The organism is Daejeonella sp. AP26 (genome assembly GCF_056680515.1).
Genome location: NZ_CM155286.1, coordinates 154,888 through 173,816, shown reverse-complemented (window position 1 = coordinate 173,816; position 18,929 = coordinate 154,888). Strand labels below are relative to the sequence as shown.

General features: G+C 43.2%; 13 protein-coding genes. All 13 read right to left on the bottom strand.

What is annotated here, in order from left to right; translation table 11 throughout:
- Positions 1-157 precede the first annotated feature (157 nt).
- Positions 158-1,327 (bottom strand): FecR family protein, encoded by a 1,170-nt coding sequence (locus AC1MCB_RS00685; RefSeq protein ID WP_479966823.1) that lies wholly within the window; start codon positions 1,325-1,327, stop codon positions 158-160.
- A 123-nt stretch (positions 1,328-1,450) separates the two neighbouring features.
- Positions 1,451-2,029 (bottom strand): RNA polymerase sigma-70 factor, encoded by a 579-nt coding sequence (locus tag AC1MCB_RS00680; protein WP_479966822.1) that lies wholly within the window; start codon positions 2,027-2,029, stop codon positions 1,451-1,453.
- 422 nt (positions 2,030-2,451) lie between these two features.
- Complete coding sequence (locus AC1MCB_RS00675) at positions 2,452-3,780, bottom strand: Gfo/Idh/MocA family protein (protein WP_479966821.1); 1,329 nt, start codon at positions 3,778-3,780, stop codon at positions 2,452-2,454.
- An 11-nt stretch (positions 3,781-3,791) separates the two neighbouring features.
- The gene (locus tag AC1MCB_RS00670) at positions 3,792-4,757 is read right to left on the bottom strand and encodes a formylglycine-generating enzyme family protein (RefSeq protein WP_479966820.1); all 966 of its coding nucleotides are present in this window, start codon (positions 4,755-4,757) and stop codon (positions 3,792-3,794) included.
- Between the two features lie 16 nt (positions 4,758-4,773).
- Complete coding sequence (locus AC1MCB_RS00665) at positions 4,774-5,613, bottom strand: 3-keto-disaccharide hydrolase (protein ID WP_479966819.1); 840 nt, start codon at positions 5,611-5,613, stop codon at positions 4,774-4,776.
- Positions 5,614-5,638: 25 nt separating this feature from the next.
- Positions 5,639-6,955, bottom strand: a complete 1,317-nt coding sequence (locus AC1MCB_RS00660; protein ID WP_479966818.1) for a DUF3472 domain-containing protein — start codon at positions 6,953-6,955, stop codon at positions 5,639-5,641.
- Between the two features lie 435 nt (positions 6,956-7,390).
- A complete protein-coding gene (locus tag AC1MCB_RS00655) occupies positions 7,391-8,512 on the bottom strand; it encodes an acyltransferase family protein (protein WP_479966817.1) in 1,122 nt (373 codons plus the stop codon).
- A gap of 10 nt (positions 8,513-8,522) precedes the next feature.
- Entirely contained in the window at positions 8,523-10,028 is a 1,506-nt protein-coding gene (locus AC1MCB_RS00650) for a DUF4832 domain-containing protein (protein ID WP_479966816.1), read from the bottom strand.
- Positions 10,029-10,132: 104 nt separating this feature from the next.
- Positions 10,133-10,984 carry a PKD domain-containing protein gene (locus AC1MCB_RS00645; RefSeq protein WP_479966815.1) on the bottom strand — a complete coding sequence of 284 codons (852 nt, stop codon included), beginning with the start codon at positions 10,982-10,984 and terminating at the stop codon, positions 10,133-10,135.
- 25 nt (positions 10,985-11,009) lie between these two features.
- Complete coding sequence (locus AC1MCB_RS00640; protein ID WP_479966814.1) at positions 11,010-12,386, bottom strand: DUF4832 domain-containing protein; 1,377 nt, start codon at positions 12,384-12,386, stop codon at positions 11,010-11,012.
- A 62-nt stretch (positions 12,387-12,448) separates the two neighbouring features.
- Complete coding sequence (locus AC1MCB_RS00635; protein ID WP_479966813.1) at positions 12,449-13,912, bottom strand: RagB/SusD family nutrient uptake outer membrane protein; 1,464 nt, start codon at positions 13,910-13,912, stop codon at positions 12,449-12,451.
- Positions 13,913-13,934: 22 nt separating this feature from the next.
- On the bottom strand, positions 13,935-17,330 hold the full coding sequence (locus AC1MCB_RS00630) for a TonB-dependent receptor (RefSeq protein WP_479966812.1): 3,396 nt from the start codon (positions 17,328-17,330) through the stop codon (positions 13,935-13,937).
- 224 nt (positions 17,331-17,554) lie between these two features.
- On the bottom strand, positions 17,555-18,901 hold the full coding sequence (locus AC1MCB_RS00625; protein WP_479966811.1) for a FecR family protein: 1,347 nt from the start codon (positions 18,899-18,901) through the stop codon (positions 17,555-17,557).
- Between the last annotated feature and the right edge of the window lie 28 nt (positions 18,902-18,929).

The window sequence follows — 18,929 nt, the reverse complement described above, 5'->3', positions numbered from 1 at the left end:
AGTTAACTGGTGTTCGAAATACTTTTAATTTTAGCCTTATCGTTAGTCGGAGTGTTCGAGCACTCCGACTTTTCAATGAAATATGGCCAGTGTTCTTCTACATCTTTAGTTACAGGCTTTTTTCATAATTATATAATTTAAGTTTTAGGTTGGTGGCTTATAAAACTGTTATTCGCTTTTCTTCGATTTTAAATTGAACTTTCCCCGTTGATTCCAATGCATGCAGTACTGCCGAAACATTTTTTGACCGGGAAACTACACCCAAAAAGGTTTGAGCAACCGGCTTCCGTGCATAGTGAATTTCCACATTATACCACCTGGAAACTTCCCTCATAATACTTTCAAGATCCTCATCTTTAAAAATAAAATACCCGTTTTTCCAAGCTGTCACGTCTTCTATATCCGCATCAATAATATCAAAGCCATTTCCAGACATAATTGATTGTTGTCCGGGTTTAAGAATTTGGGAAATTGATGAATTGGCAAAACCGACTTTTATAATTCCTTCTACCAGTGTTGTTCTGACTCTACCTTCATCACTATATGTATTTACATTAAAGTGAGTGCCCAGCACTTTAATTTCCTGGCCGGTTGAAAGTACTTTGAATGGTTTATTGACATCTTTGGCTACTTCGAAATATGCTTCTCCGGTTAATTCTACATTCCGCTCATTTCCTGTAAACATCGTTGGATATTTCAGTGAGGCTGCAGCATTTAGCCAGACTTTAGTCCCATCCGGAAGGTTAATCTGGTATTGGCCTCCCTTTGGAGTCTCAATCGTATTGTATAGAGGTTTAAAATTCAGAGTATTGTCAGAAAGGATTTCGTTGGATAGTTTTGAATCTGATATCGTATAAACAAGCTGACCTTCGGTGTTTTTGGAAATTTTAATACCGTCTTGATCTGCAATTTCGCCCGTTGAGACATCATCAAGAGATATTTTTGAACCATCAGCCAGAGTGAGGATCGCCTTATTTGATCCAGGCTTAATATCATATGGTTTTCCCTGTGTATACTGATCCTTCTTATCGGGAAGCTCTTGATAGAAGTAAAGACCTGCACTGATTGCGCACAAAAGCATGGCTGCCGCTGCAAAACGGTACCAATTCATTATTACAATGGTTTTCCTACTTTGATTGATTTGTAGATTAATCTCATTGAATATTTTTGCCTTTACAGTATTTTCTTCATCCGGATCGTTAGCGATCCACTCAATTTCTCCATCGTTTTTGTCTCGGTACCAGGCTAGAAGACGCTCCCTTTCCTGTGGAGTCGCCAGGTTATCCAGGTATTTACCAATTAGGATGTTGACTTCTTCCTGGTTCATTCTATCGCATTTATAACCGGAGGTACCCTAAGCCCAGGGGTTACCCTTAGTGGGTGTTAATTTTTTTTTTAACAAGTTATAAGTTGTGTAAAAAAGCGAATGCTTTACCATTGGAGACCAGTATTAATTGACACAATGAATTAAGATTATCAGGAGGGTTCCTGAATTTTTTAAGCGAAGTTTAATGATCTTTATGCCTTTGGTGAGGTGAGCCTCCACAGTTTTTTCTGCAATATTCATTCGCTTTGATATCTCAGCGTTATTCAGACCATCCGCCCTGCTATACTTGAAAACCACTCTGCATTTATCAGGAAGCTGTTCAATAACCCCATTGATATACTCTTCTAAAAAACGGGCTTCAATTTGTTCATTTTCAAATGATACAACGGGTCGCTGGAAGTTCCTTTCTGCCAGTTGCTTTTTATTAAACTCTCTTTTTAAATATTTGAACACCGAGAATTTAGCTGCTGTGGCCAGGTAGGCCGATAAATTGTCAATTTTAACTTCAGACTTCCTATTCCAGATACAGACAAAAATTTCCTGAACAATCTCCTCCGCCGAGAATTTATCTTTGGTATGATTAAAGACTATAGCTAACAACTTTTTCCAATACCGTTCATAGATTTCAGTAAATGCATCATGGTCCCCATTTTTCAATAGGTTGAGCAGGTCTTCATCTAAATGGTTTTTTAAGGCAGCCATTGCGCGAGCTTAATCAATTAAGTAAGCATTAAATAATTATTAAATTTTTATTATAAAGGCCGTGTTTATCAAAGCCTTTCCCTTGATAGAATTACTTTGACAGGTTTTGGCATTACAAAAGGTTACAGCTGAATTTGAGTATTCGACTTTTTGTTGAAGGAGCTAGAAACGCAATCTTATGAGTGATTGAAAGATAACCAAGGTTCCTTTGGAAGTAATGAATGAAACGTGAGTCCTCTCTGGAAATCCCAACGGATTGAGATATTAAAACCCTTAGGCTGGTAATCAATATAAGAGCTTAAGTAGGAAGAGAGTAGCAGCAGGTTAGAGTAGCAGTAGCAGGTCAAAGCAGCAGTAGCCTGGCTCGCTACACGACTGCCACTGCTACTGCTACTCATTCCTTCAACCTTCCACTTTCCCTCCTAGATAACCTTCGTCTTTCCCGGTATGGCGAACGGATAATTCCCATCCGCATCCGGTAGTACTTTCGGCATGGCATCCCAGGCAAATCGGTCAGGCATCAGGTTCACGTTGGAGTTTAGGGCGTCATCCCACTTCACTTCCTTACCGGAGTAAGTGGCATAGCGTCCCAGGATCGAGGTCATCGTGCTTTTAGCTGCGTTATCCGCATCGGCAAACTGGTATTTGCCGGCATCGATGGCCGCAAAGAGTTCGTCATGCTCCACCTGGTAAGGGTTCGGATCCCCTTTGCCCGCATAGTCGAACAGCACGTTGCCCTTGTGATCCCAGAGCTTGCCGGTGTTATTGGCCGAGAGGTAAACCTTCCCTTTGGTGCCCTGGAAGCTTTCGTCCACCCGGTTCTGCGTGCCTTCAAAATGGCGACACTGGCTTTGGAGGACGGTACCGTCTTCGTACACGAACTCGACCGTATGGTTATCGAAGATTTCGCCGTAATCTTTCCCCACGCGTTGAGCCCGGCTGCCGGTACCCTGCGCTTTCACCGGGTAGCTGTTCTTTACCCAGTTGGCCACGTCAATATTGTGGATATGCTGCTCAGCAATATGATCGCCGCACAGCCAGTTGAAGTAATACCAGTTGCGCATCTGGTACTCCATTTCGGTTTGACCGGCGGTGCGCGGGTTCACCCACACGCCCCCGCTGTTCCAGTACACCTGGCCGGAAACGATATCCCCCACCGTACCGTCCTGGATACGCTTAATGGTTTCGCGGTAGTTTTTCTGGTAACGGCGCTGCAAGCCCACCACCACATTTAATTTCTTCCGCTTGGCTTCTTCGGCGGCAGCCAGCACTTTACGCACCCCGATCGCATCCACAGCCACCGGCTTCTCCATGAACACGTGTTTGTTCTGACGGATGGCTTCCTCAAAGTGAATCGGCCGGAAGCCCGGAGGGGTGGTCAGGATCACCACGTCGGCTTCCTTGATGGCTTGCTTGTAGCCCTCGAAACCCACGAACTTTTTATCCTCGGGTACATTCACTTTGGCCTTCCCGAACTTGGTGAACATCGGCTCGTAGCTCTTGTCGATCCGGTCGCGGAAGGCATCGGCCATGGCGACCAGTTTCACATTGAAATTTGTGCTCAGGGCCTGGAAGGCCGCACCCGTACCGCGGTCACCGCAGCCGATCAGGGCGATCTTGATGGTTCCGCTGCCTGCGGCGTAAGCGCCATAGAAAGGCAAGTTGCTCAGGGCCACCCCCCCGGCCAGCAGGGCGGAGGTTTTGATGAATGACCGGCGTTGGGTTAGTAAGTTCTGGTTTTTACTGCTCATGCTAAAAGGGTTTAATAATCTGCAATGGGTTTACGGTTATAGTAGGTATCAATCTCTTCTTTGGAGGGCGGGCTCACAGGCCGCACCAGGCGGATCCCCACGAAAGGAGCTTCGGGAAACCACCAGTTACTCTTGGGAATCTGGGGATCAATTCGTTTCCAGTCCGGATCGGAGGCTGCTCTGCTGGCCGAACGCAGCTCAGCCGGCTCGCTTTGAAACGAACCGCCGCGGATGCTGTGCGGATAGAGTTTCACGGGTGGGGCCACCGCGTTATCCGCCAGCTTGCCTTTACTTTGATTGTAGAACCCGGCATCGTACTGGTCGATGGTCCATTCGGCGGCATTGCCGTGCATATCGTGAAGTCCCCAGGCATTGGGTTTCCTGGTTCCCGCAGGCTGTGTCTTTTCTTTGCTGTTACCGGCGTACCAGGCATAGTCCCCTAATCGGGCGACGTCATTGCCAAAGGAATACGCGGTGTTCGAACCCGCCCGGCAGGCATACTCCCACTCGGCTTCCGTCGGCAAACGGTAGAACACGCCCGTGCGATCGTACAGCCATTTGCAAAACTGCAGGGCATTGTACTGGGTCATCCCCACCGCGGGGTAACCTTCCTTGCCCATACCGAAGGTCATATCCAGGTAGGGTTTGGTAGGCCGGGTCACGGCGTCCACCCCTGCCGATTTAATCGTCACATCATAGTCTTTGTAGACGTATAGCTCGTAGATATCCCACGGAATTTCCTGTTTGGACATATAAAACGCATGGATCTTTACTTCATGCAACGGGCCTTCGTCAGCCTCTCTGCCCTTTTCATTTTCCGGGCTGCCCATCGTAAACGTGCCCTCCGGGATCGCAGCCATCTCAAAGCTGACCGTCGTGCCGGGAAGCTTTTGCGTGTAGGATTTCGGTTGATCCTGGGAGAAGGTCGTAAAAGGCAGGAGCGCCAGTAGACAGGCGCCGATTTTATTCTTATTCATGCTCTGATGCTCGTGTTTATTCTTTTGCTTGTTCCAGCTGCTCAATGGTTTGCTGCAGCTTTTTTGGATCCTTCATATACTTCTGGAGGTTGAAGAGCTTCACTGTCTTAAATTCCACCGGGTGGCTTTCACTTTGCAGCGAGATGTACCCTTCTTTTAAAGGCTGGCCATCGATTTTGACGGCTGGATCGTAATTTTCGACATTACCACCGCCGATCTGCGGCTTCGTATATTCCAGCACGGTCTTCCCGCCCACTCGGTGCCGGATCAGCGAATCGCCCAGCACCAGGATCTCGGCCCGTACCCACTGGTCGCCATGAAAGGTTGGAGAAGATGAATCGACGCAATGCGGGGTAAACAGTTTCCCATCCATAAACACATTCGTACCAGGCGTACACAGGTTCAGCGTGCTTCGTTCTGCTTTGCCATCGCCGCCTAAAAACTGCGCCTCCAGCGAGATCGGGAAATCCTGATCGAGTCCCATGCTTTGCGCCGACTGGCCATGCAGCATGGCGCCACTATTCCGCCAGGCCCAACCCGGACCACCTTCTATCTGTTCGCCCGTAAAACGGTATTCTACCACCAGCAGGTAAGCGGAAAACTTTTCTTTATAAAAAATATGGCCGTACTGTTCGTTCCAGCCTTTGTAACCATCGTACTTTACTTTCATCACCCCATCCTCCACGCGGAAGGTCTTGGCGAAATTCTCATTTACAGGGTGGCCTTTGATCTTCACGTTCCAATCTTTCAGGTCTTTGCCGTTAAAAAGCGTGGTCCATCCATTTTTAGGAAGTTCTTTTTGTGCGTTGCAACCGATAGTTGCAAAAAGGAAAAGCAGGGTTAATATCTTATTCATTGATTGGTATTTCTAGCATTTCGAATTATGGCAGCGTATTAAAATCGATACCTGGCTTTGACGTTTTAGTAGATATCCTGCTGAACACCTGGTTTATGGTAACATGATCATTGAAAAATCCACAATTTCGCAAATAGAATATGTCATTCTTAACACCGCCCGAATAATCTTTCCGAAAGTTCTTTTTAGCCGTATTATCAGCCGTAAACTTTATAGCGGTTATCTCATGCCATTCACCATTACGAGTTATCGCCCATTGATTGCCGAAATTTGCATGCCTTTCTATGTGCCCGGTTTCAGGACTGAAGTTTTCAAGAAACGAGTACAGGCCTTTTAAATGACTGTTCGTTTGTGGCCGTTCGAAGCTGGCTATAAGTGTCCAGGCGTTCTGCCCCGGATCTTTAAAATACGAAGTAAATACCGTGGTGTTTTTAGCTTCATTCGGCTGAGCCCTGGTTAGAAACGCATATGTTAGTCCCGACTTCCACGAATAACGTAAAAAGCTTTGACCGCCAGAGCCTTCGTTTCCAAATTCACCTGTGTTTACACCTGCACCTTTTTTAAGCAGCCTTATTTTCATGCTGTCAGGAATGCTTTTTGGATCATCTGTATGATACGGGCTCCATACAGAAAACAAGATCCTGCGTTCAGTTGGCGAGTTCACCTGGATGCCAAAATATCCCCCATTAAATCCATTCGCCATATAATACGAACCAATCACATCCTGCCCTTCGGGTACCGTAATCTCGTTATAAAACCACTCGATATTGTCCTTTTCGGCATCAGGTATGCTGAAATTTAAATGAACGGAAGGTCCCCGACGGCCGAAATAGAAACCACCGTCCGAATTCTCCTTCACATACACCAGGCTTGTAATCACCCGCTCATCGCCCTCAATAATAAGATCTGAAATCTCGCCATAATAATCTCCAGCCTTACTAATTCCCTGCAGATCAACTTTTACATAACCGGGCGCCGCTATTCTCATTTTTGCAACGCTCAGGTCCTCAAATTTTGCGTTAGTTAGCGCTTTTTCGTAGTGCTTGCCTTTTACAGAAATTCTTATCCTGCTCTTGCCTTCAGAGGCTTTAGCCCGAAGGCTCAACTTCACGTCCCCTGCTTTTTCGACTTTAAAATATATACTGGTAACAGCTGACTGCTCACTCCAGTTGCTTAAACCTTTGTCAGTAATTCGCGTCTTGACCCCATGAGTAATAAATGCATTTCCGCCAAGAGGAATTGAGGTCTGTACCGATGGCTCATTTATCTCTCCCGAAAAAGCACGGGAATTAAAACCCATCATCAGAAATAATAATGTTAAGAACACAGACGTAAATTTCATATCGGTTATGGTTAGCTCTGGTTTCAAAAGGAATTAAACCGGAATTTTTGGAAGATAAATAATAAGAAGGCGAACTGCACAATTTGCCCGGTGACAAAGTCAACGCAAACGTTTGAAATTGCAGATCCTCACTTAATTTAATTGTCAAAACGCTAATCAAGGGTAGTAGTCAGCATCCTGCCTAAACCAAAATAGATGCGCAAAGGTTGTGAGCAAAAAGCTCCTGAGTAAAAATCCTTCCCACCATTATAGAACTTGCCGAGGGGGAAGAATCGAAGGAAATAACTATAGTGCGGGTAGAGCTGGGAAAGGATAAAAATACTAGGCGATAGATTAGCGCTAAGTCACATAACCCCGTATAAATACTTTCTGCGATTTGATGACATGGTATATTTGATAATTTGAAGTTGTATTTAAAAACGTTTATAACCTCCCTCACAATTTAAAGAATATCCTCTTCTGATAAAGCCAATAACATAAATACCACTCTAATAGCAAAGTAACTAATGAGGAATAAACATCGGTCGCACTGGCTGAAATATGAAGTAGAGAGGCTACGCCTTTAACAAAAATCAGAACCACACCATTTAGCCATTGCAAGCCAACTGTTTCAAAAAACAGGTAGATAAATATGGCGTTCATCCCTATTACAACAAAAATCCAGGCGTACTTATTCAGCTTTTTAATATCTACCATCCAGTACAGAAAAGCCAAAATCAACAATACCCAACCTCCGGATGCCAGAACAAACGAGCTTGTACTGATTCTTTTGATAATGGGTGTCAGTCCTATAATATCCATTAGGAGGCCAATCCCTAACAGAAGCATTCCCGATATGACCAATATGGAAATTTTCTTCGAGGAGTTAAATGATGACATAAGGACTTTCCCCGCTAAAACGCCCCAAATGGTGTGTGCGGTTGTAGGGATAAAATTGATAGCCACCCAACCATCTGAATTTATTTTGCCCATTATTAACAAATCAGCGAAAGCGCCAAAGTTATGATGCTCCACAAAGGGCTGGTTAAATTGCGGAACTGAAGTATATCTGTATAAGCACTCCGTAATGATGAGCAGTAAAACCGAAAACCCTATTTGAAAGAAATAGTTCCTTCGGATAATCAGATAGGCAATAAACGAGGTTACCGCTAATTGTGTCAATACGTTCCACAGTTCCCATACCAACTCACCAGCGTACACGCAATGCAAACCAACCCCAAGTAAAAATAACTTCAGGCTTCTTACAGTAATATGTTTAAGGTTTTCATTCCAACTGATGCCCTTTTTGGCTTTACTATGATATGATAAATACATGGCTGATCCAGCCATCATCATAAAAGCCGGTTGAACTAAATCCCAAAATCGCAAGCCATGCCATGGATGATGAAAAAACTGGTTAACAACCAGCAGAGTTATCCCACCAGGCTCTAATTTGGATAAAGACTGATAGAACAGGCAACTTTCTGCGGCCAACAGAATCATGATCAAGCCACGCATAACATCCAGCGAAAGCAGACGGGTATTTTCCAGAGAGTACTGTTTAGATTGTTCAATCATTAACCTCTTTCTAATTTATCTGCAAATTATGATTTAACCTATTGAAGCCTGTTTCAGACTCCCAAACATTTTCATTAGCTAAACGGATACTGTACTCAGGCCGGTCCTTTAAAAGATCGTATTTATCAGGAAGGCTAAGCAACAACTGATAAGTTCCTTTTTTTATGTCCTTGGGAAGGGCAACAGTTTCATTGATTTCGATACTTCCGGGAAACCAATTCTGAATATTAGACCTCAAAGTCAGTGAATGGATTTTTCTGGTTGTCGTGTTCCGTAAAACAAGTCGCAGCTCCCTGGGATTATAGGGAGAAGCAAAACCCTCATTCTCTAGGCTGAGGCTGATCTTTAGAGCTTGGTTTGTATTAAGCTTTTCTGGCAAAGCAGCTTCTTTTAAAACAAAACGATAGCCCAGTCTTTTCTTGATCGTGGACATGCACCCCTGTGTTTCCCAATCATTGTTTACCAAGTTGTTATAACTCACATTTAAAAAACTGTAGTGCATGGCTGCCATTTCTTTCTCCGCATATCCAAGAGGGGCACAATCATTTTGGGGACTGAAAGCATCATCGCAGGTTTCTCCGCCTACAACAGCATACCTGCTTTCTACTTCGAAATATTTACGAAGAGTTTCGTTTACAGATGTTTTAGTCTTTCCTGCCGAATTCCCGTAATCAGAAAAAGTTCCATAGTCATCAAAACTTGCTAAAAAACAGTCGTTATGAAAACCTATTCGTGCAGCATCACTGCGTGTATAACTCTCAGAATGCGTGATTGGATTTGTAGTTATCGGTGCCTGTGGTCCATATAGGAATCGCTGTTTAATCTGCGGCGTTCTTACCTGCACCATTCTGTCTCTGGGTACAGCATCAAGCAACGATTTTAAAATTTCGTTCCGGTCTACCCAGCTACTATCGGGTACATAACCCAGGGCGTTGCCAGATGCGTCGCCAAAATAATCAGTATAATGATTCTCCCCCCATATGCCTATAAAACCCTGCTGCATTACAGCAATCACGTCTGCATTCCTCTGTAATATAGGTTTGAGCTGTGCAATATGTTGCAGTACAATTACCTTTGGAGCATCGCCATAAGGGGGGCAAATGGCTTTATCGGGACATTCGCCTTTCATGGTTTTATCGATGTAAGAAAACCTTAATATCACTTTCAACCCGGCATCTCTGATAGCATCAAAATCCTTCTGTATTTTTGAAAGAAACTCGTCACTTATATCTTTATTTCTGAAATCTGTAAGCAGGTAGCCACGATATATTAAAGAGATCCATGTAGAATAATTAGCTCTTGGACTTTTGGGAGAATAAACTGTCCGAAGTTGACTTAATTCACCTGCAGACAGTTCGCCAGGCTTCTCGTTGGCAGCCATATAAAAACCACGTTCCGGGTTTGGAAAATCTTCTATGCTTTTGATATAATTAACTTTTTTCGACTGTGCATTAACCATACTGATATTCAGGATAATTAAAGTCAGGACAACCACGCGTTTGATCCCTTCAGTCATCTTAGCAAACTTTTTTAAATGTCATCCTTCAGCCTTTTGAAATAAATTCCTGAAATTCTTATTCACTGTTCTCGTGTTAACATCAAATTCTATAATTTATATTATCATAGTGGAACCGCGATGAACTTTGCAGTTGGTGCTCCCGGCAACTTTCCTAATTCCGCATAACCGGACGAAAGATCAAAAAAGCAAAAATTAACAAAACTCTTGGGTGCACCTAAAGCGCTCTTTTTAATGGAGAATTCAAAAATGTTTTTTGCACCCGAAGTAACGATAGAAGAAAAATTCATCGCATCATCAAAGGTGGCAACAGGAGTAAAACTAAAATCATTGGGGCCACCTGTATGCTTATAAACCGATCCCCAACCGGGCTTTACGGGCGGGCCTTCTAATAAAAAATCTGCTCCCGATCCTGCAGGGTAGGCCCCTATATTATAACCTGTTGCAGGATTATTATCCGCATCAATAAACATATCAAAAAGTTCCACCTTCATGTCAGCTGTTCCTTCCATGTAAAAGTAAATATCCGTAGCGGAGGCAAAGGTTTTAAGCGCTAATAGAGTACCTGACGTACCAGCGGGGTTTTCATGTGTAAAGCTCACATATTCCCAATCTGAGAAATCCCCATTTATGGTAATATTTGGGCCAATGATAGTAACGGTGTCTATAAAAGTGCTGGTATTTGCTCCGTTTTTAGCGGTTAGGGAAACTAAAAAATCGCCCTTCTTTTTAAAAATATGTTGTGGAGACTTACTATTAGACGTTTCGCCACTGTCGTCTCCAAAATCCCAGCTATACTCGGTAGCGTTTGAAGAAAAATTAGTAAAATTAACCTTAAAACCATCGGCTACATAACTAAAAACGGCCTTCGTCCCGCTTTCCGAATCTTCTTTTTTACAAGAAAAAACTGCGCAGATTATTGACACTAAAGCGAGTAAACAAATATTTTTTTTCATAATCTTAGGTTAGTTTTAATGATAATTACATGTTCGCAATCTTTAACTGATGTTTTAAATTATTCATCCCATTGTTTTCCTCCGTCCACATACCTGTATTCGCTAGTCTTATTGCATACTCTACTCTGGACATCAATTTTGGTGACTGGTCTGCAATCCTTAAATAAAGTCCATAATCACCGGCAGGGACATTCGTCAAATCCACGGTTTCGTCAATAGTTAAATTAGCAACTGGCTTGCAATCGCGTAGATCGATAGTTAGGGGGATTTCGTGAACCTGTCCTGAAGCGGCATTCTTTAGCACTAAGAATATCTTCTTTTGATGGTAGAGGGGTGCATAACCTTTATTACTGACGATTATCTTGATTTTCTTCCTGCTATTTAAAGCTGCCTCCTTCGGAAATACCGCACTTACTAAAGCCAAACGATAACCCAGGTTTCTCTGAAATTCATCAAAACAACCCGAAGCTCGCCAGGCAGCAATGGTTGGCGGGTAATAATCTAAATTAAGATAAGTCCATTTAAGCAGCCTCATTTCCCGCTGCCCTTCTACACAATTCGGGGAGTACCCTCCGGTTGGGGGGCAGGTTTCGCCACCTGTGGGTACGTAAGATGCCTCATTGCTTATATATTGCTTTTGGGCACTGATATCGGAGTAAGTGCCATAGTCTGTGCCCCCCGACAAAAAGCAATCGTTATGGTGACCAACCCTTGAGCGATTTTCGGTGCTATAAGCTATTTCCTTTGTCACCGGCAGGTTCGTCTCAAATATCTGCTGCTTATATCCTGGTGTTCTCACCTGCACCATTATTTCAGTGGGCAGTACACTCAGTAACTTAAATAACACTTTGCGTTGATCTTCGGTATTTGCCAAACCATTGCTTGAAGTATGCCACTCCCCATAGGCACCAATAAGGCCAGCCTGTACAAACGCGATGATATCCTTGTGCTCTTCAAAGATTGGCTTAAGCTGATCCAGGTGCTGCTCTATCACCGGTAATGATGCATCGGTACCATTCATATCGTCCGTATAAGCGAAACGAAGAATAGCTTTCATTCCAGCTTCCCTGAACTTATCGAGGTCACTCCGTATCAGGGTAAGCTGGGCAGAATTCATAACCCTGTCTTTAAAGCCTTCTAAATAAAATACCCTTAAAGCCAGGGAGATATTTTGGCCTCTCAGCAACTTTAATTGGGCAACATCCAGGGATTGGCCTTCAGAAAAAACAATTAAAGTTTTCATAAATCCACGTTCCGGATTTGGGAAAAGCTCACTTGATATTTCATAGGTTATTTCGCTGTCAGCAACGGCTTGCCTGGCAGGACTACTTTTTTTACAGGTCATATTGCCGTAGCTCAACAACATCAGGAAAAGTATAACGTAATTTTTATTTGCTCTCATTACTCAATCTTAAAGTTGCTCCTTATCACGTAAACCGTTTCATGAGTACCCATAAACCTCCCTTAATTATAGCCGGGATTTTGCAAGAATTTCCCCTTGCCTTCCGCAACCTTCGCTGGAGAAAAAGGAAAAACTACTTTATTGGGTCCCGTAAACGTAGATTTCTTTACCTCCTGCGTTCTTGAAACAAATTTTCCATGTCTAATCAGGTCAGCTCTGTACTGCCCATTCTCGCACCAAAATTCGTGGCTTCTCTCTAATAATATCAGGTCATTAAAAGCTGATACCGAACTGTAATTACCGAGTGCTTTATCCTGGAGACCGGCCCTCGTTCTTATTTGATTAACCAGGTCCATGGCTTCCTGCGTAGGAGCTCCTAAGTTTGCAATAGCCTCAGCTTTAGATAAAAGCACATCGGCATACCTGTACATGATCATATCAACGGTTGTTAAACCAGTGGTACGGGCTGCATCTTCATTAATTTTAAGTGGTATCGGGCCAAGGTTAATCAATGTACCCGGGTTTGTCCGGGAGTATGTAATTCCATCCGTTCCTGTAAACTCAGCAATCAGCATGGTCTTCCTCTTGTCCAGACTTTCGAAAGAATCGTAAAAATACCAGGTGCTCTGTATGGTGCCGAAACCGCCTTTCGGAGCATAAACTGCGGGCAGTACCATTAGTTGCCACTGGTTTTCGCTCGTACCGGCATAATCGCAGGGAATAGCCCAGATCACTTCACGACTACCTTTAGCTCCCTCCAGATCCCACATCCCTACATAATCCGGATCTAACGAATAGTAATTGTAGGCGATGATCTCATTCGCCAACGCTAAAACCTTGTCCCATCTTTTTTCGTGCAGGTTAAGTCTGATGAGTACCATTTTTGCTAATGCTTTGTTAAACCTTCCGTATTCTGCCTCCGCCGGACCAGGCAAACTTTCTGCAGCAGCAATCAGGTCGTCTTCTATGAACTTTACCATTTCCTCGTTAGTCAGGCGGGCAAGCGGCTCTTCATTCAATGGATTTTTTAACACTTCTAAAGGGGCAATTACAATTGGGCCATAAAGATCAAATAAAGTGTAAGCCAATATTCCTCTTGCACAGCGTACTTCTGCAATGGCTTTCGTTTTTAAATCTTCACTTACCGTCGAACCCTGTATCAGGTCGATGGTATTGGTCATACGGCTGATCTTATTATAATAGTTATCATAATATTGAGTAAAAGCCACATCTGTTGACCGGAAATTGTGTAAAGATGCCTGCTGCTGGGCACCGTAAGGGCCAAAAAGCAACTCTGTGGTGGCGTCGCTGGTAAACATTACTCCGGTCTCTGCGGTGTTAAATATTCCGTCGCCATAACCGCCTCTTATTGGATGATAAGCTGCGTTGACCATCGCTTCAAGGTCTGCGGCAGATTTTGGAAAAATATTGGGATTAATCTCTGAATAATCTATAGATACCAGATCTTTAGTACAACTACCGAGCAGAAGTATAAACGACAGGATTAAGATTTTATATAGTTTCATCTTTTTATGTTTTAAAGGTGAATTAGAATGTGAAATTTAGCCCTGCAGTGAAAGATCGCAGATTTGGGTAAGCCGCTGTGTATGAATCCGTCTCTGGATCTACCCCATCATAAGGTGTTATCACAAACAAATTCTGCGCATCCGCATGTATCCGGGCAGAGGAAAATACTCCCTTTAACCATTTAGTTGGTAAATTGTAACCTAAGGACACATTTTGCAGCCTGATGAACCACGCGTCCTGCAGAAAGAAATCTCCCGACCCGTATGGTGAGCGTCCATAAAATGAACTTGGGTGAGTGGTTGAGGGGTTTGTTGGGGTCCACCTGTTTTTCACAGTTCTTAAAGCGTTATAACCCTGAACAAAAACAGGCTCGGCAACAACACCGTAGGTAAGGAAATTAGGATCGGCGAACTGGCGTCCAAATAGCCCGTTGAAATCAAAGTTAAGGCTGAAATTTTTATAGCTCACAATGTTTGTGATACCTGCCATATAGCCCGGATCTGATGTGCCTAACAACCGGGTATCGGCATCATCAATTATGCCGTCGGGAGCTCCTAATCTTAAAAATCTGCCGTTTTCATCAACGGCGGGATTACCAAACTCGTCACGGACATATCCATTGATATCTTTAATTTTAATCATCCCCGGTTTAAGCTCCGGCTGAGACTGAGGGGCTTGTTCTCCGGCTTGTAAAATTCCATCCGCAACTCTGCTATATACCGCTCTAATTGGGTCTTTTTGATCTTGATAAACAAACGGTTTCCAATCGGCCGCCCTTTCTCTCCAGGTATCTTTATATCGCGAGAAATTGAATGAGGTTCTCCATTGAAAATTAGGCGTATTGATATTTCTCGTACTTAGAGATACTTCGATGCCGCGTCCCTGCGTTTCACCCACGTTAGCAATAATGGAGTTTACTTCCTGGTATGAATTAAGAGGCTTAATATCTAAAAGATCCGAAATGATGTTGTCATATACTTCTACCGAGCCATCGACCTTACCGTTAAATAGGGAAAAGTCTAGCCCAACATTAGCTCCAGTGGTGGTTTCCCACTTCAGGTCAGGATTTTCCAGCCTTGATAAAGAAACTCCGATCAATCGGGTATCATTGGCTGATAACCATGCCGGATATGCACTGTAAGCTGCAAAGGCGTTGCTATTTATAGTAGCATTCCCTGTTTGCCCATAGCTAACTCTTAATTTCAATTGAGAAACTGTATTCTTTATACTTTGGAAAAAAGGTTCTTCAGCCACATTCCAGGCCACTGCTGCTGAAGGGAAAGTTCCCCATTTATTATTTACCGCAAAAACGCTGGCACCATCTGTACGAACTGTAAAAGTGAACAGATAGCGACCGTTGTAATTATAATTTAAACGACCGAAATAGGAAGCGATGATATTTTCGGGCCCTGAGGAAGTAGATGGTAGCGGGTTAGTTGCCGCACCCAAATTATTCCACAAAAAGGCATCTGTTAAAAAACCCGTAGCACCGCTGCTGCTATACCTGTCAATAAATTTCTGTTGAGATACCCCGCCCAATATGTCAAATTTATGTCCTTTGCCAATTGTCTTAGTGTAATTTGCAGTGGCCTCTAATAGGTAATTATCGTTATCTGCATTAGCAATAAAAGCTCGACCCTGCTCCATTTGACCAATCAGTGTCGACTTCGGTATATAGCTTTGCCTTTTTGTGTTTCCCCTGTCCATACCTGCCTTCAGTCTTACAACTAAGTCATCAACAGGAGTTATATCCAGGAAAGAGTTTAATAACATTCTTTCTATCCGGCCCTCGTCTGCAATGGTTAATAAAGAATAAGGGTTGGGCTGTAAAGCTAATTGAGGATTTAAAGGATAGTTTCCTTCTTCGTCTATAGCTTGTATGTGTGGACCTTGCTGGATTGCCGCCCGAATTACACCTGAGTTCTCAAACTGGTCACCTCCCAACTGGCTGTTCAGATTACCTATCCTGCTTGCAGTTAAGTTCACGCCCAGTTTAATGTACTTGCTTATCTGCTGATCTATATTAGCTCTTATAGAAAATCGCTTAAACTCAGAGTTTTTTACAATACCGTTTTGATCATAGTAATTTCCAGATAAAAGGTATTTAGTTGTTTTACTTCCCCCGGAAACAGAAAGGTTATGCTGCATGGTGGCACCATCCCGCGTCACCAGTTCCATCCAGTCTGTCCCTCTGCCCACATTGTTAATGGCATTCTGCGTATACAGATTTCTGTACGGCCCTATTTCTGCATCTAATTGGGCTGCTGTTTTTGTTCCGTAAGGAAACACATTATTCTCAAATTCCCGTTGTTCCCTGCCTGCAATATTCCGCTCCTGCATCCATTCGTTCAATGGCAGTACATCAAAGGGGCTTTTAAATTTTTGTATCGTAAAATTATTGGAGTATTGAACAATAGGAGCTCCTTCAATTCCCCTTTTTGTAGTAATTAATATCACCCCGTTGGCAGCCCTCGACCCGTAAATAGAAGTGGCGCTGGCATCTTTTAAAACTTCAATCGATTCTATATCATTTGGGTTAAATGAATTTAAGGTACTTTGGGTGCCGGCATCGTACCTTCCGCCGCTGCCCGGTTGCTGCAGTTCTGTTATCGGGAAACCATCCACCACAATTAAAGGTGCATTACTAGCATTAACAGAACCTGCACCCCGCACTAAAATGTCTAAACCTCCACCGGGTTGTGCACTGTTTTGCCGGATAGTTAAGCCGGCAACCTTACCTTTTAACATGTTGCCGATTTCGGGACCTGAAGAAATTACCACATCTTCCGTTTTCACCGAAGACACAGCACCTGTAAGATCCCTTCTCTTTTGGGTTCCATAGCCAATTACGACCACTTCATCTAAATCAGAATTACCCTCTTCCAGGGTTACATTTAAAAACTCCTGGCCAGAATAAATTACTTCTTTGGTAATAAACCCCAGGTAAGAAAACACCAATGTTGTTTGAGCTTCTATATTGAGCGAAAAGTTTCCGTTGACATCTGTTGAGGTGCCAACAGAACTGCCTTTTACTTTAATAGTTACGCCCGGTAAACTAGCACCTTTCGCATCAGTTACTTTACCCTTAACGTCCTGTACCTTTTCCGTTTCTACATTCTTAGATATCGGCATGCTTTTAACAACAATCGTCCGGTCAACTACGGTATAGGTTAAGCCTTTGTCTTTTAAGACCTTATTAAGCACCTGCTCAACGCTGACATTTTTCAGGTCAACAGTTACCAAGCCTGCGTTTTTGACCAGGTTATTATCATAAAAAAATGTATAGTCGGTCTGTTGTTCAATTAAAGAAAACACTTTCATCAGGGACACATTCTTCGTTGACACGTCTATTTTTCGAGAATAGCTTTTAGCAGAAACGTGCACGCACATTAACAGCATCAGGGCTGTCAATTTCATAGCTAAAATTGGTTTTAGGGGCAAGACCTTCGCAATTTTGAGGCATTTGCCAAACAAATTTATTTGCATAATTAAGGTGGTTTAGTTTGGTCTTTTTCTTGTTTGAATCATCATATTCCTAATTAGAATATGAAAATTTAGCCGTATACTATCAGGACCGGCGTGTTATGTTTCGTTTCCTGTATCCATGTTCGTATGGTATGTTCGTCATAAGGTTAAATCATCTATGGTGTTACTGAGAGTTTTCGATCCTGGATCTTAAAGTTCACCCCGCTTTCTTTCAGGATATTCAGAACTTTCGACAAGCTTTTGTCCCTGCCAATTTTGCCAACAAATTCATATTTCTTTATAGGTCCGCTATATTCTACATCCACCTGGTACCACCTGCCAAATTGCCTCATCAGTTCGGGCAGGGATGCATGGTTAAAATGAAAGTATCCGTTCTTCCAGGCAATTGCAGCCTGTGTATCCGCCTCGGTAACCTGAATTTTGCCAGTTAAGGAATGTGGGGCAATAGATTGCTGTCCGGGCTTTAACTTTACGGTAGCCCCCCCTCTTGTTACCACCACACTGCCTTCAAGCAGCGTTGTTTTAACTTCTGACTCGTCGCTGTAAGCATTTATATTGAAACTTGTGCCTAGCACCGTAATATTATGGTCGCCAGCTTTTACTGTAAAAGGTGCCAGTTTATTTTTTGCTACCTCAAAATAGACTTCACCCGTAATCTCTACATTTCGTTCAGTTTCGCTAAACGAGGTAGGGAATCGTATGGAGGAAATCGAATTGAGCCAGGCCCTGGTTCCATCCGGTAAGTTAACCTGGTATTGCCCTCCTTTTGGCGTTTCAATAGTATTATATTGCAGTTCGCTGCTTCGGTTTCCCCGATCTGCGGCTATTTGATAAACCAAACTGCCATCGGATTTTTTAGAAATATTAGCGCCGCTTTGTTTAGCAATTTCGCCTATGGATACATCCTCCAGGCTGATCTTTGTATTATCGGCTAAAGTTAAATACGCCTTATTCCCTCCAGGTTTTACGTCGGTCTTCGGTGTTTTAACTACTACCTGAGACTTCTGCATTTCAGGCTTAAAAAGAAAAATGCTCGCCGCAATAAGCAACGCAACTGAAGCCGCTGCGAACCAAATATTTCTCATTTTCCGATGGTAACGATTTTCAACACCCTGGTTTTTCAATTTAATGTCCTCCCAGATTGCGTCAAGCTCAACAGCTAGCTCATCGCCGTCCGGATTCACTGCATTTCTGGTTTCGGCTAACTGGAGGTACCAGCTTTCAATAATCGCTGTCTCGCCTTCCGTCAGACTTTCGCCGCTGCAGTACTTTCTTAATAATTCTACACCTTGTACTGATCTCATATAAAAGCTAACAGATCCCCATTTAACGTTATGACGGTTAGAAGTAGCCATGGTAGTAGAGGGATGAACGAAATAATATTTTTGCTTCAGGGCAGGCAGCAACAAAAGAGCCTGGTGGCAGAAATAAAGACCTTGATTTTGACTTGGATGGAATAGTATGAGCAACAAAAACGGTTTGCCACCTTGTAAAGCATTCATTTACGCTATTAAGAGGTCGTCAAACCAA

Coding starts and splice junctions, on each gene's coding strand:
- AC1MCB_RS00680 (WP_479966822.1), bottom strand. CDS start 2,029: ATGGCTGCCTTAAAAAACCATTTAGATGAAGACCTGCTCAACCTATTG.
- AC1MCB_RS00665 (WP_479966819.1), bottom strand. CDS start 5,613: ATGAATAAGATATTAACCCTGCTTTTCCTTTTTGCAACTATCGGTTGC.
- AC1MCB_RS00670 (WP_479966820.1), bottom strand. CDS start 4,757: ATGAATAAGAATAAAATCGGCGCCTGTCTACTGGCGCTCCTGCCTTTT.
- AC1MCB_RS00685 (WP_479966823.1), bottom strand. CDS start 1,327: ATGAACCAGGAAGAAGTCAACATCCTAATTGGTAAATACCTGGATAAC.
- AC1MCB_RS00655 (WP_479966817.1), bottom strand. CDS start 8,512: ATGATTGAACAATCTAAACAGTACTCTCTGGAAAATACCCGTCTGCTT.
- AC1MCB_RS00625 (WP_479966811.1), bottom strand. CDS start 18,901: ATGAATGCTTTACAAGGTGGCAAACCGTTTTTGTTGCTCATACTATTC.
- AC1MCB_RS00640 (WP_479966814.1), bottom strand. CDS start 12,386: ATGAGAGCAAATAAAAATTACGTTATACTTTTCCTGATGTTGTTGAGC.
- AC1MCB_RS00650 (WP_479966816.1), bottom strand. CDS start 10,028: ATGACTGAAGGGATCAAACGCGTGGTTGTCCTGACTTTAATTATCCTG.
- AC1MCB_RS00645 (WP_479966815.1), bottom strand. CDS start 10,984: ATGAAAAAAAATATTTGTTTACTCGCTTTAGTGTCAATAATCTGCGCA.
- AC1MCB_RS00635 (WP_479966813.1), bottom strand. CDS start 13,912: ATGAAACTATATAAAATCTTAATCCTGTCGTTTATACTTCTGCTCGGT.
- AC1MCB_RS00630 (WP_479966812.1), bottom strand. CDS start 17,330: ATGAAATTGACAGCCCTGATGCTGTTAATGTGCGTGCACGTTTCTGCT.
- AC1MCB_RS00660 (WP_479966818.1), bottom strand. CDS start 6,955: ATGAAATTTACGTCTGTGTTCTTAACATTATTATTTCTGATGATGGGT.
- AC1MCB_RS00675 (WP_479966821.1), bottom strand. CDS start 3,780: ATGAGCAGTAAAAACCAGAACTTACTAACCCAACGCCGGTCATTCATC.